Genomic DNA, 14,915 nt, shown 5'->3' with positions numbered 1-14,915 from the left:
GATTGCAGGTGGTTGTCGTAAAAAAAGAAGTATTGATTCTGAGGTTAATTGGAAATAAGAGTGGTAATAAGGAGCCGATATTTTCTCGGCTCCTTACCTACATATATGAATGAGTTTTTTTGTTGTAAAAACAAACATAGCTTACAACACCAAATAAGGAGAGTACAAATAATTGTATTCTTATTGAAATAAGAGAGAGTAATGAAGATATTTTATGGTAAGGTGGCTTCAATAGCCATCCCTTTGCTCATATCAGCCATCCCCTTTTACGGGCAGGTGGCATTGGTGAAGGAGGGCAAGCCGATGTCGCGCATTGTGGTTGCATCGGACAGCAAGAATGATCGTAGCGCCGCCGTGCTGCTTAACGACTTTGTGGGGCGTATCAGCGGATGCACGCTTCCGGTAATTCAGGATGCAAAGGCAAAGCCTCGTAAGAACGACATCGTAATTGGCGATCGTTCGGTAGTTAAGCAGGCCGATGAGGTTCAAAAGGCATCGCTTTTAAAGGAGGATGGGTTCCTACTTTCTTCGAAAGATGGCATCCTCAAAATTATAGGCGGAGGCGATAAGGGCTCCATTTATGGAGTGGTAACGCTCCTCGAAAAGTACTTTGGTGTCGACTACTGGGGCGAGAACGAGTACTCGTTGACCAAGACAAAGACGCTTACCCTACCCGTTATCTCCACCTTCGAGAATCCAACCTTCCGCTACCGTCAAACCGGATGCTATGCGGCTCGTAAGGATTCCATTTACAAGCTTTGGTATAGGATGGATGAGCCCGAGGAGGTGTTTGCTGCCGGCCTTTGGGTGCACACCTTCGATAAGCTGCTGCCCTCCGACGTATACGGCAAGACGCACCCCGAGTACTACTCGTACTTTAACGGCAAGCGCCATCCGGGGAAGGCCAGTCAGTGGTGCCTTACCAATCCGGATGTGTTTGAGATTGTTGCAAAAAAGGTTGATTCCATATTCAAGGCTAATCCTGATAAGCATATCATCTCGATTAGCCAGAACGATGGAAACTACACCAACTGTACCTGCGATAATTGCAAGGCTATCGACGATCGAGAAGGTGCATTATCTGGAAGTCTGATCTGGTTCCTAAACAAGCTGGCGGCTCGCTTCCCCGATAAGGAGTTTTCGACTCTGGCCTACCTGTACACCATGAATCCACCGGCACACATTAAGCCGCTACCCAACGTAAACATCATGCTCTGCGATATCGACTGCGAGAGGGAGGTGTCGCTAACCGAAAACCGCTCGGGGCAGCAGTTCGTAAAGGCGATGAAGGGATGGGCTGCCATCACCAACAACATCTTTGTTTGGGACTACGGCATCAACTTCGATGGATACCTTTCGCCGTTCCCCAACTTCCATATTCTGCAGGATAACATCCAACTGTTTAGGGATCATCACGCAACCATGCACCACTCGCAGATTGCGGGCAGCAAGGGTGGCGATTTTGCCGAGCTTAGGGCATACCTGGTTGCCAAGCTAATGTGGAATGCCGATGCCAACGTCGACTCGTTGATGCACCACTTCCTTAACGGCTACTATGGTGCTGCCGGACCGTACATCTACCAGTACGTAAAGGTGATGGAGGGTGCGCTTTTGGGAAGCGGCAAGCGTTTATGGATATACGACTCGCCGGTATCCCATAAAGCGGGGATGCTTAAGCCGGAGCTGATGCGCCGCTATAACGCTCTGTTCGATGGGGCCGAGAAGGCCGTTGCCAACGATGAGCAGCTGCTGAAAAGGGTAAGGCGCACACGCCTGCCCCTTCAGTTCTCGGAGCTGGAGATTGCCCGAACCGAGAGCGTGAAGGACCTGGATAAGATTACCGAGCAACTCTCCCTCTTCGAGAGTAGGGTAAAGGAGCTGGATGTCCCTACCCTTAACGAGCGAAACAACTCGCCTGTTGAGTACTGCCAGCTATACCGCCAGCGCTACATGCCTCGCTCCGAAAAGAGCTTAGCCGAGGGCGCTAAGGTTATCTATGCAACAGAGCCAACCGGGCGCTACAAGCAGATCTCCGACGTTGCGCTCACCGACGGCCTCTTCGGCGGATCGACATTTGTTGAGAGCTGGGTTGGCTGGGAAGGCAAGGATGCCTCCTTCACCGTCGATCTTGGAGCGGTTAAGGAATTCCACTCTGTCGAAGCCGACTTTCTCCATCAGCTGGGCCAATGGATTCTGTTGCCTACTCAGGTAACCTATTCCTACTCCAACGATGGGGTGAACTTTACGACTTGGGAGGTGCACAACCTACCCGAAGACAGGTCGGTAGAGGTAAAGTTTAAGGGCGTAAAGAGCACCTCTGCTACTCCAATCAAAGCAAGGTACATTAAGGTCGATGTTGTTGCCACCAAGGAGTGCCCATCGTGGCACTACGGCGTTGGCCATCCCTCTTGGTTCTTTGTAGATGAGATTTCTGTTTACTAATGTTATAGGGGTTAACCTAATAGAAAAACATTACTAATTTCGCCGAGCCGATTTCTCCTCATGAGGGATGAATATAACTTTGGCCTATTGGCAATACCTCTAATTAGCACCATTTTATATCAATGTTTAAGAAAAACATACAACCCCACTTCTGGGTTCCGACAGTTTACTTTGCAATGGGATTGCCCTTTGTGGCGCTCTCCACTGTTTCGGTTCTGATGTTCTCCGATATGGGGATCAGCAACACCCAAATCGCCTTTTGGACTTCATTAATTATGCTTCCCTGGACGCTGAAACCGCTGTGGAGTCCGTTTCTCGAAATCTTTAAGACCAAAAAGTTCTTTGTGGTAACTACGCAGCTGGTAACAGCCGTTGCCTTTGCGCTGGTGGCGCTCTCGTTGCCGTTGCCAAACTTCTTTACCTATGCAATTGCCCTTATGGGTGTGGTGGCCTTTAGCGGCGCAACTCACGATATTGCCACCGACGGCGTATACATGGCCGAGCTGAGCGATACCATGCAGGCACGCTACATTGGATGGCAGGGAGCCTTCTACAACCTTGCAAAGATTCTTGCTTCGGGCGGGTTGGTGTACTTCGCCGGCTACCTAAAAGATACTATGGGCATCGCCTCGGCTTGGATCGTGATTATGGCGATCTTTGCAGCCATCATGGCCTGTATGGGGCTTTACCATATTAAGGTTTTACCATCGGGAGGGGCAAAGGCTACAACCAAGCAAACGGCAAGCAGCGCTGCCAAAACGCTATGGGAGGTTCTGCGCTCATTCTTCGAGAAACGTAACGTGGTTTGGTATATCTCCTTCATAATCCTTTACCGCTTTGCCGAAGGTTTTGCCATGAAGATCGTTCCCCTCTTCCTTAAGGCACCCGTTGCCAGCGGAGGTCTAGGGCTCGACGTTAAGGATATTGGCCTGATCTACGGAACATACGGAGCTGCGGCGTTTATTCTAGGCTCGGTGTTGGCAGGGTACTACATCTCGGCCTTCGGTCTTAAGAAGGTGCTCTTTTCGCTTTGCTGCGCCTTCAATATCCCCTTTGTGGTTTACCTGTTGCTCGCCATCTATCAGCCTACCAGCCTTTGGACTATCGGAATGGCAGTTGTATTCGAATACCTTGGCTATGGATTTGGCTTTGTTGGTCTGATGCTCTTTATGATGCAGCAGGTGGCCAAGGGCAAGCACCAGATGGCCCACTACGCCTTTGCAACGGGTATCATGAATCTCGGGGTAATGATTCCCGGGATGATGAGCGGTTTGCTTAGCGATTGGTTGGGCTACCAGAACTTTTTTATTTGGGTGCTGATTGCTACTATTCCGGCATTTGCCATAACTTGGCTGGTGCCTTTTACCAATAACGACGGAGCAAAAGGGACCATGAGCAATGAAGAGAGGAAAACTCTTGTAGGTGAATATGCAAGTGATGTCAGCTCAACGTAAGTGTCTAATGTCATAGGCAAATGATGAACAAAGATTATTATGTTCGGCTGAGGCTGTGCCTATTAAGCAAGGAAATGTAGTAAACTTTTTTTGAAGAGAAAGAATTATTAGAAAGCACTAGCGTATGATTGAAACTACTTATCCCCTCCTAAGGAGGGGGCAGGGGGTGGGTGAGAAGTGAAAACCCACCCCTACCCCTCCCAAGGAGGGGATAAACTGCCATTATTATACGGTTATTGTTTAAAAAAACTCTGTTCGTATGAGGTACAACTTCAGACTAACAGAGGTTGTAGAAGTTATTAATAGATTGAACAGAGATTTTAAAGACTAAATTCAAACACTACTATGATTCAGAAGCTAACCATGCCTTGGGAAGATCGTCCCGAAGGCTCTAAAGAGGTAGTTTGGCGTTACTCGCAGAACCCTATCATTCCTCGCAATCTACTACCTACTTCAAATAGCATTTTCAACAGTGCGGTTGTATGCTTTGGCGATAGGTATGCTGGAGTTTTCCGTTGTGACGACACCAACCGTCGCATGCGCCTACACGTTGGCTTTAGCGACGATGCCGTAAGCTGGAAGATTAACGAGGAGCCGCTTAAGTTTACCTGCGACGATGCCGAGATAGGTGAGTGGGTTTACGGTTACGACCCACGTGTTTGCTGGATCGAAGATCGCTACTATGTTACCTGGTGCAATGGCTACCATGGACCAACCATTGGCGTAGCTTACACCTTCGACTTTGTAACCTTTCATCAGCTCGAGAATGCATTCCTTCCCTTTAACCGCAACGGCGTACTCTTCCCAAAGAAGATCAACGGCAACTTTGCCATGCTAAGCCGTCCTAGCGATAATGGGCATACTCCATTCGGAGATATTTTCTATAGCGAATCTCCCGATTTAGAGTACTGGGGAAGACATCGCCATGTAATGTCTCCTGCACCATTCGAGCAGAGCGCTTGGCAATGCACCAAGATTGGAGCAGGTCCTATTCCTATCGAAACTCCCGAAGGATGGTTGCTAATATATCACGGTGTACTAGCATCCTGCAACGGATTTGTATATAGCTTCGGATCGGCACTACTTGATCTCGATCAACCTTGGAAGGTAAAGTACCGTTCTGGTCCATACCTGCTTTCTCCTCAAAAAGATTACGAGTGCATGGGCGACGTTCCAAACGTAACATTCCCTTGCGCCGCCCTTCATGATGATGAAACAGGACGTATCGCAATCTACTACGGCTGCGCCGATACCGTTACCGGTTTGGCCTTTGGGTATATCCCCGAGATTGTTGAGTTCACCAAAAAAACGAGCATAGTATGAGATTAAAATGGATAACCAGCGTTGCATTTGTGCTGATTTCGATGGCCTCATTTGCTCAGGAAACCTTTAATCCTGTTGATTTTGTCAATCCCTTTATAGGAACAACCAACTACGGCACCACCAATCCTGGTGCCGTCACCCCAAACGGGTTGATGTCGGTAGTTCCCTTCAACGTTATGGGATCGGCACAAAATAAGTTCGACAAGGATGCACAATGGTTCTCCACTCCTTACGAGCATACCAACTCTGTGCTTTCAGGCTTCTCGCATGTAAACCTCAGCGGCGTTGGATGTCCCGATTTGGGCTCGTTGCTGCTGATGCCAACCACCGGAGCGCTTAATGTTGACTATAAGAGCTACGGAAGCGCCTACTCCAACGAAACGGCAACTCCCGGATACTACTCCAATCTTCTTACCAAGTACGGAATTAAGTGCGAGGTTTCGGCAACACCACGTACCGGCATATCGCGCTTTACCTTTCCTAAGGGCGAAAGCCACATCCTGCTAAACCTTGGCGAAGGGTTAACCAACGAGAGCGGTGCAATGCTCCGTAAGGTTAGCGATACCGAGGTTGAGGGGATGAAGCTCCTTGGAACCTTCTGCTACAACTCTAAGGCTGTATTCCCCATTTACTTTGTTATGCGCATCAGCAAGGCGCCAAAGCAGATGGGCTACTGGAAGAAGCAGCGCACCATGGGCGTTGAGGCGAATTGGGACAACACCAGCGGCAAGAATAAGCTCTACACCACCTACGGCAAGGAATTGGCAGGTGATGATATCGGCGCCTTCTTCTCGTTCGACACCAACGAGGACGAAGAGGTGGTGGTACGCATGGGCGTTTCGTTTGTGAGCATCGCCAACGCTCGCCTTAACCTCGATAAGGAGCAGGCAACCTCCAGCTTCGACGAGATACGCGCCAGCGCACGCAAAAGCTGGAACGACGATCTTTCGCGCATTAAGGTAGAAGGAGGGACTAAGGAGCAAAAGACGGTTTTCTACACCGCGCTTTACCACATGCTCATCCATCCTAACATCCTTAACGATGTTAACGGGCAATACCCCGCCATGGAGAGCGACAGAATCCTCACCACCAACGGAAACCGCTACACCGTATTCTCGTTGTGGGATACCTACCGCAACGTCCACCAGCTTCTAACGTTGGCTTATCCCGAGAAGCAGCTGGGAATGGTTCAAACCATGCTGGGCATGTACCGCGAGAATGGCTGGTTGCCTAAGTGGGAGCTATTCGGAAGAGAAACCTACACCATGGAGGGCGATCCAAGCATTCCGGTTATTGTTGATACTTGGATGAAGGGCATTCGCGGCTTCGACATCAACCTTGCCTACGAGGCTATGCGCAAGTCGGCTACCCTTCCGGGCAACGAGAACCTGATGCGTCCCGATAACGATGACTACCTGAAGCTGGGCTACGTTCCCCTTCGCGAGCAGTACGACAACTCTGTATCGCACGCGCTGGAGTACTACATTGCCGATTACGCCCTATCGCGTTTAGCCGATTCGTTGGGTAAGAAGGATGATGCTAAGCTATTCTTCAACCGTTCGATGGGCTACAAAAACTACTTCTGCAAGGATTTCGGGATGCTTCGTCCTAAGCTGCCCGATGGAAGTTTCTACAAGCCTTTCAATCCACGCGAGGGTGAGAACTTCCAGCCTTGCCCCGGTTTCCACGAGGGTAGTGCTTGGAACTACACGTTTTACGTGCCTCACGACGTGTTTGGACTCGCTAAGCTGATGGGTGGTAAGAAGAATTTCATCACCAAACTGCAAAAAACGTTCGACGAAGGCTTGTACGATCCTGCTAACGAGCCGGATATTGCCTACCCATACCTCTTCAGCTACTTTAAGGGCGAGGAGTGGCGCACCCAACAGCAGGTGCAGCACTTGCTCAACAAGTACTTTACCGATAAGCCCAACGGCATCCCCGGCAACGACGACACCGGAACCATGTCGGCATGGGCAGTATTTAGCATGATGGGCTTCTACCCCGATTGCCCCGGAGAACCATACTACACGCTCACCACTCCGGCATTCGATAAAGTAACCATTACGCTTGATCCGAAGTACAGCGGCAAGAAGGAGCTGGTTATCGAAACCGCGCGTCCAACAGCCAACTCCTCGTACATTAAAAGTATGACACTTGGCGGTAAGCCGATTAACAAGTACCGCATCGCGCACCGTGATTTGGTTAACGGTGGAATCCTAAAGCTGATACTTGAGGAGAGAACTAAGTAATCTGAATAATCTATAACGACAACGGCTGCTCATTGGGCAGCCGTTGTCGTTTAAACGCTATAGAGTAATAAACAAAGAATTTATGAGCTGGTGTGATACTACTTTACCTTTACAAACTCAACCCTACGGTTCTGAGCCTTCCCTTCGGGCGTATCGTTGCTGGTTACTGGCTTACTCTCGCCCCATCCTTTAGAAGTTAGGCGATTGGCGGAAATGCCCTGGTTTATCAGCTCGTTGCGTACTGCTGCTGCACGTTTCTCGGATAGGGTTTTGTTGGCGGCATCGGCACCATCGCTGTCGGTATGCCCCTCTACGCAGAAGTTAAGCTCGGGGTGATCGTTCATCATCTTAACCACGTAGTTTATGGTACCCATGCTTTCGGGTTTGATGGTGGCTTGGTTCACATCGAACTTAATTCCGGTAGTCACAAACTTTCCATCGGTTAGAATCTTGCTGTAAAGTGGCACAGCCCCTTTGGCAATTCTAACGTTTTTGATGTATCCGTTTATGTTACCACTTGGATTGTGGAATCCAACGGTAAAACCAACCGGATTAAAATCGACATTTGGGATGTTTATCACGCGAGCATCGTCGATGTAGGCCTTTAGTGCACGCTTGTTGAACGATATGGCAATATGCCGCCATCCGGGAATCGATTTTGTGTCGGCGTTGGAGAATCCGGGATAAAAACCCTTGGCTATATTTTTACCATCGGCCGCATTTTGGTCGAAACGGAGGAAATGCCGACTGCTAAGGTTGTTGCTCTTATCCAGGTTCTTCTGGTTTTTAGCATCCAGCAAAAATATGCGGTAGGAGTTATTGTATTTTTCGTAGTAGGCGTCAAATTCGATGGTAAACTCGTCGGGTAGGTAGTCTTCGTTGCTGTTTTTCATTAGGGGAACGATACCATCGTAGGCGTTGATATTGCATTTCCTAAACATTATCACATTATCTCCATTGAGATTGGCATTTTCCACAATACCAAAAACTAAATCCCACTTGCTGGGGAATTCCCCGTTTTGCTCATCCTGTAGATTATCCTCAAATATAATTTGGGAGCCTGGAACAAAGTCGTACTTTGCCCATGTAAGCACAGCTTGAGGCTGTTCTCCTGTAGCGCTTGCACCTTGTTTGGGTTTCCCCTGTTGTGCCGGTTGCTTCTGATTGTTTGTGCCGTCACCTTTCACGGTACTATCTACGCCTTCTTCGGCCTTATCGAAGGCTTTGTCTATGCCCTTGTTAACTTTCTGGTCGGTACGTTTCTCCGCTTCTTTCTCTACCTTTTTTCCTACCTTCTTTATCGTTTTCTCAAGAAGCTGCGCATTCGTACTTGCCGAAAGGGCGATCACCATCGTACAGATAAGGAGTAATGTAGTTGATTTCATAGCGCGCTGTTTTTACAAAGTAAAGGCACGGTGATAGTACCGGCACAAAAAAGCGGAACCATACTACTTACAACAATGGCAATGTAGATTTGTTTTTTCGGGTTAGGTTAAGTGAGGTGCGAATATGGATTTCTGTTGCAATAGGTAAGCCTTTGCTTTCACAAAACGTCAAATCGGAATAGGAGCTGATAAACAATTAATCGAATACAGCCTTCTTACGAAGCTCTTCGATAACCGATGTACTTATCCAGTAAATGTCGGTATTGCCGTTTTGTGGAGAGTTATGGAAACGATTAATGCTTTCTCTGCTTAGCACATCTATGCTGTAGTTACCCATTCGTGCCGACATAAAGAAGAGATACTTTCCATCTGGCGATAGCGATGCCGACCATTCCTTCGGATTATCGCTGTTTACTTTAGGTCCCATATTAATTGGCTTGCTCCATTTGTCCGACGAATCTCTAAATACAATGTAGTAGTCGGTACCACCAAAGCTGTCGGGCATGCCAAAGGCTGGAACAATAGTAAAGCTCTCGTCGGGAGCAATAAGCGCATTAAAGCGAGCCTTACTAATGTTCACGTTTGGCCCTAGCTTCTCGGGTTGCTGGTAAACGCCATTGATGCATCTCGAACGGTAAATAAATTCATCCTTTGCTACAGTGTCGAGATGGGTATAGTAGATAGTCCCGTTTGTTGTAACCGAAGGAAAGAATTCTTTGCTTTCGGTATTTATTGGTGCACCAATATTATACGGTTTAGTCCACATTCCATTCTTTTTCTCTGATACCCATATGTCAAAGTTATCCTCTTTATTAGAGCCTGTTGGCATGTTGGATACGAAGTATAGCTTACTACCGTCGGGAGAAAGATGAGGTTCGAGGTACTTATAAGATGTATTTCTGCAGAACTCTAAAACTTCCGGATTAGTCCATTCCCCATCAACCTGTTTTGTGTGGAATATGGCATTGTACTTAAAGCCTCCCACCTCGCGGCAGAAGAAAATCTCCTTCCCATCGGGGGTAATTGCCAGATCGCGCTCGTTTGTACCTGTCGATACAATTCCGGGAGCAAATAGTAATGCGCTATCCTTGGGAGGTGTTTGGTCAAGATATTAGCTGTTTCTTATATTTGTTCCTCTTGGAACTATTGAGCACGAGATAACGTTAAGCAACAGAAAAGGCAACAGAAGCAATGAGCAAACAGATAACAACTTTATCTTACGTTGCATTGAACCACAAACAAAGATTATACAATGGAAGTAATGTTTCATGCTTAAAATCAAGTTTTTATTATACAATAATATCACCAACCAACCTAAAAAACTCCTAATTACGCCTACGAAGCAGAAACTTCCGCAAAAGCAAGCACATCCTTAAAGGGCTAAATTTAACTGGCATTGCTTACCTTCAGATCAAAGCCTATCAGAAATTAATCATAGCCCAAACTTGAACTCTGTTAGACGCCTTCATTATTATCTACTTGTGCCTTTAAGGTTAACCTAAGAACTAGTAATCCGATGATTCCTGCAAGAATCGACGCAATAATGATTGCAATTTTGGAGCTGTTTACGATGGTCTCGTCATCAAATGCCAGAATCGCAATGAAAATTGACATGGTAAAGCCGATTCCTCCTAAAAAACCTGCACCAACAATATTCTTCCACTTCAAATCCGAAGGTAATGCGCAAAAACCAAGAACAACCCCTATATACGAGAAAAGCCAAATGCCTAAAGGCTTCCCGACAACCAATCCTAAAACAATTCCTAGGTTGTTTGCGTCCACTAAGGATGATTGCCAGCCTTCGCCAATGGGAATACACATATTGGCCGCTGCAAACAACGGAAGAATCAAAAAGGCTACAGGCTTGTGCAAGTAATGCTGGAGAATATTCGAAGGCGACTTCTCGCCACAGTATCCAAATGGAATAGCAAACGCCAGCATAGCTCCTGTTATTGTGGCATGAACTCCAGAGTGCAGCATAAAATACCACATTGCCACTCCACCTACCAGATACGGAATTAGGTTACGCACATTAAGCCTGTTTAGAACGACAAGGATGCCAAACGTACCGAGTGCAATAAGTAGGTTCGAAAAAACAACAGTACCCGAATAAAATATTGTAATTTCGATAATTGCTCCCAAATCGTCGATTACCGCCAAGGCTGTCAAAAATATCTTCAATGAAACAGGAACACGATTACCTAACAACGATAGGATGCCCAAAACTAAAGCAATATCCGTTGCCATTGGAATTCCTGCTCCTGCTTGCGTTTCGGTTCCAAAGTTAAGCAGTAGGTACAATGCAGCAGGAACAAGCATCCCTCCTATTGCGCCAACAATAGGCAAAGAGGCCTTTTTTATATCGGAAAGCTCTCCACAGTAAAACTCTCGCTCCAGCTCTAGGCCAATCAGCAAAAAGAAGATGGCCATTAGCCCATCGTTAATCCATTGAATAATGCTATGCCCGCCTAAGTCTGCCTGCCAAAGGCTGATGTAATCCTCACTCCAAGCAGAATTTGCAAGAACAAGGGATATGGTCGTTGCAAAAACGAGAATTAACCCACCCTTTTTTTCGCTTTTAAAGAATTCGTTGTATAGCTTTGTGAGCTTCATAGCATTCCTCTTTGTTAAGGTCAGCAGCGCCTAGGATTGCGGATACTACCGGGCTAGGGTAAAACCCGCAAATAATGCATGATAGCCTAAATATATAAAATAATGAATGCTTTTACAAAAGCTTCGTAGGAACAGCTGTGAAAGGCACGAATACCCATAAGCTGCAGTCTTAACCATACCAAAATCGTTGCTTGAAGGTAGCATAGGTACTTAATCGACAATTGGGATGCTATCCATGCAATTCCAAATATCTAGCTGCTATCAGCCATTCCTGTTTCACTATTCTCGTATTTTGAGATGAGATTCCTACTTGCTTGCAGCAATTCGTCCAAATTCAAGAACTATTTCGACCAACCTTAGCTCAAATCCTACTAAGCAAAGCTGAGTTTCGCAAATGCATTACCTACTTTTTGCCAATCTAATGCCCTTTTCAGCAATTACTAGAGCTGTTTTCAATAGTACTTTTCCAAGTTTTCATTAATATTAATAGCATTTTTACCAATCCTAAGCGCATTTCTCACAAATCTTAGTATTGCTTTCGCCAATATTTTTCTCGTTTTTATCAATTCCATTATGCTTTTTGCGAGCTAAAAGCTCATTTCGCATGAATCCTAGAGCTGTTTTTGACAAATAGTAAAAGATATTGCTGCTTACTTAATAGCATACTCCCTTTTTCGTGATAAAAATTAGGCGAGTACAGAGCCCTTTCTGAGCCGCTTTTTACACATTCAACCGCGTGTAGTTACCGTATTTTTAAATAAAAATAAAAAAACTAAGTAAATTAACTTGAAATCGATTTTTCGCCAGTCGTAAATTGAAACGTATAATTAAAACCTACTAGAATATGAGGTATTTACAAGAACCACTAAGAAAGAGCATTGAGTCGAAATGCAACATCGTTATCAACTCGACAGAAGCCAAGGACCATGCCGAAACAAAATCGCTTGCCGAAAACATTCTTTCGGAAATAAACGGCCGAGCAGCTACTAACATGAGGATTACACTGGTAAAGAAGGAGGTTGAGGATAAGCGGCGAATGGGTAAAGCACATTTAGGAAAGCTCTCGGTGCTTGCCGTTGAAGGAAGCTACATGCTAGAGTCGATTAAATCGGATGCCGAAGCGGATTCGAAAAATCTGAAGGTGAAAACGAAGCTGGAAAAGATGAGCGATGATAAGCTTTTGGAGGAGTGCGAAATTATTAACGCCGATTTGCAAAAGCAGAAGCCAAAGCTGCTGGAGTATGGCTATACGGAGGAGCAAATAGGTAGGCTATCGGGAGCCCTTGCTCAGATGTCGAGCATTAAGAAGGAGCTTTCGGCTACCAAGCTTTCCTACTCGGAGATACGAGGACAAAGAGAGAATATCGATAAGGGCATACTGGAACGGCTGGAGAAACTAAACCAAAAGGTTGAGATAAATAAGGTGCTTATGCCAAACCTTTTCCGCGATTACTTTGCCGTTAAGCTGGTTACCACCAAGAAGCAGCAATCGGGCATTAGCGGGACGGTACTCTTTAACGGACAACCGCTAGCCAATGCTTCGATTAAGCTCTACTCCAACAAGGTTGCTACACCTAGAAAGAATGCTTCGGCAAAATCGATAAAGGCTAATGCGGTACCCAAAGAAAAGGTCGTTTACGATAAGCTGAGCAACAGCAATGGTGAGATTAACATCCGCGACCTTAAGCCGGATACCTACCGGCTAACCATATCGAAGATCGGCTACAAGAGCCAGGAACTTACCGTTTACGTAAATCCTAAGGAGTTTTCGGTGGTAAACGTTGAGATGGAGAAGCTGTAGAGCGGCGTTAGCTGAATATACAGATGAAAAATTGCGTGTTTTGAATAAAATAGACTGTGTAGAGCTTGGGGCATAGGTGGAATCGGCAACGATGAAGCTTATGCCCCTTTTCATTTCAAACTATCCCCAGCAGCATTTCGCCACTTAATCATGAATGATTTTACCTCTTCAGCAGCCTATCAATCTCGTCGAGCAGCTTTTGGCCGGTGCTTGGGCGGGGAAGATCGCTACCAATAATATCTCCGCTTCCATTTACCAAAACGTAACGGGGTATTTGTACCAATCCTTCACTAAAAAGACGGCTTTCCAAGTCCTTTCCCAGCCTATCGTCGCTATCGGTACGGTAATGTTTCCCCTTTAGCTGGTACTTCTCCACGTTATCGCTCCAAGCCTTCTGGTTGGTACGAACATCCAACGAGATATAGAGCAGCTTAATGCCCCTCTTCTCCAATTCGCCATCCAACCATGCACTATGGCTAAACTCCGCCTTACAGGGGCCGCACCAGCTGGCCCATAAATCGATGAATACGGGTTTTCCTCCAAAGTTTTCGCCAATGAAATTGCGTAAGGAGGGGTATTCCTTTATCTTTATGTAGGTATACGGCGCATCTTGGGGAGCAACAGCTTCCGATGGCTTAAAGTTGGCCTGCTTAAAGTAGCCCTCTATAACAGGAATAAACTCGCTATTAGGGAACTTCTGCCTGTAGTAGCGAAATTTTCCTGCTATTCTATCAAGTGAAGTAGTCCCTGCCTTAAAAGATGCTATTATATTATCCCCAAAAAAGAATTCTTGCAACTCCTTACTGAAAAAACGAACGCTACGCTCTGGTGCAAATGGAGCCCACGTCGAATCGTTTTTTAGTTTCACATCTTTTTCTACGTAATCACTAAGATAAGCTCCTAAGTAAACACGCCAGCCCGTAGATAAATTGTAGCAGGAAGTATCGGTAGGTTTTAAATCGGCATACAGCTTACTTCTAAGCTTTAAAAGATTAGGGTAGCTGGCGTTAGGGTCTTCGTTTATTGTATTAATTCTTGCGACATATCCCCAGTAAAGACCTGCTTTTAGCTCTTTGATAAGCTTTTCGTATAAATAATCGCTTAAAAGGCCTCTACTATGTAGCGAATCCATCTTAACAAGCATCTCTTTCTCTTGTAATGGCAATAGGGAGTCGCACTGCATAGCAAAATTTCCACCGCTTTTGCTATGCATCAGGCCAATATAACGCTTGCTCAAAGCGCTTGCCTCCCAAAAAAAGGCAAAGCGGTTATAGTATTCCGCTTTTCGAAACTTTATTCCTTTAGAAAGGCTATCAACCGCCATATAAACGGTGTCGCTGGGCATTAAAAAAAGAAGTGCTGAACCATTTGGAAATCCAATCTTATAAAATCCATGCCTATTTAGGGTAGAGGCAAACCTAAAATAGCCTGTGCTATCTACCTTTATCCGTACAGGAGCCGATGAGACATTAACCCCAACACCTAGGGGTTGGAAAACCTCAACAAAGCGGGCTTTGGAGTAGATGCGGCCTTCTAGTACTTGAGATTTCCCCAGTAACGGAAGGGTTAAAATCAGCAATAAAAGTTTAAACTTTCTCATATATTATAAGCAAGATTCAAGTTTCAATCGCAATTTTTAAGCTGT

General features: G+C 46.0%; 9 protein-coding genes. 5 read left to right on the top strand and 4 right to left on the bottom strand.

Annotated elements, in window-relative coordinates:
- Window positions 1-201: 201 nt before the first annotated feature.
- From CLV25_RS06830 to CLV25_RS06815, 4 genes are all read left to right on the top strand, one after another.
- Window positions 202-2,442, top strand: coding sequence for a DUF4838 domain-containing protein (locus tag CLV25_RS06830; protein WP_131838892.1), 2,241 nt, complete (start codon window positions 202-204; stop codon window positions 2,440-2,442).
- Window positions 2,443-2,564: 122 nt separating this feature from the next.
- A complete protein-coding gene (locus tag CLV25_RS06825; RefSeq protein ID WP_131838891.1) occupies window positions 2,565-3,896 on the top strand; it encodes an MFS transporter in 1,332 nt (443 codons plus the stop codon).
- A 345-nt stretch (window positions 3,897-4,241) separates the two neighbouring features.
- A complete protein-coding gene (locus CLV25_RS06820) occupies window positions 4,242-5,219 on the top strand; it encodes a glycoside hydrolase family 130 protein (protein ID WP_131838890.1) in 978 nt (325 codons plus the stop codon).
- Window positions 5,220-5,260: 41 nt separating this feature from the next.
- A complete protein-coding gene (locus CLV25_RS06815; protein ID WP_394345237.1) occupies window positions 5,261-7,471 on the top strand; it encodes a GH92 family glycosyl hydrolase in 2,211 nt (736 codons plus the stop codon).
- A 98-nt stretch (window positions 7,472-7,569) separates the two neighbouring features.
- Here the strand turns inward: CLV25_RS06815 and CLV25_RS06810 are convergent, their stop codons facing one another.
- From CLV25_RS06810 to nhaA, 3 genes are all read right to left on the bottom strand, one after another.
- Window positions 7,570-8,856, bottom strand: coding sequence for an OmpA family protein (locus CLV25_RS06810; RefSeq protein ID WP_131838888.1), 1,287 nt, complete (start codon window positions 8,854-8,856; stop codon window positions 7,570-7,572).
- Between the two features lie 196 nt (window positions 8,857-9,052).
- The gene (locus CLV25_RS06805) at window positions 9,053-9,841 is read right to left on the bottom strand and encodes a TolB-like translocation protein (protein ID WP_131838887.1); all 789 of its coding nucleotides are present in this window, start codon (window positions 9,839-9,841) and stop codon (window positions 9,053-9,055) included.
- A 470-nt stretch (window positions 9,842-10,311) separates the two neighbouring features.
- A complete protein-coding gene (nhaA, locus tag CLV25_RS06800; RefSeq protein ID WP_131838886.1) occupies window positions 10,312-11,469 on the bottom strand; it encodes a Na+/H+ antiporter NhaA in 1,158 nt (385 codons plus the stop codon).
- 844 nt (window positions 11,470-12,313) lie between these two features.
- On the opposite strand from nhaA, the gene CLV25_RS06795 reads away from it, so the two are divergent.
- Entirely contained in the window at window positions 12,314-13,270 is a 957-nt protein-coding gene (locus CLV25_RS06795; protein ID WP_131838885.1) for a carboxypeptidase-like regulatory domain-containing protein, read from the top strand.
- 160 nt (window positions 13,271-13,430) lie between these two features.
- Here CLV25_RS06795 and CLV25_RS06790 read toward each other — a convergent pair whose 3' ends face one another.
- A complete protein-coding gene (locus CLV25_RS06790; protein WP_131838884.1) occupies window positions 13,431-14,870 on the bottom strand; it encodes a TlpA family protein disulfide reductase in 1,440 nt (479 codons plus the stop codon).
- Window positions 14,871-14,915: the final 45 nt, after the last annotated feature.

This window comes from Acetobacteroides hydrogenigenes, assembly GCF_004340205.1.
GTDB lineage: Bacteria > Bacteroidota > Bacteroidia > Bacteroidales > ZOR0009 > Acetobacteroides > Acetobacteroides hydrogenigenes.
The sequence above is the reverse complement of the archived record's forward strand: the minus strand, read 5'-3'. Positions and strand labels throughout refer to the sequence as shown.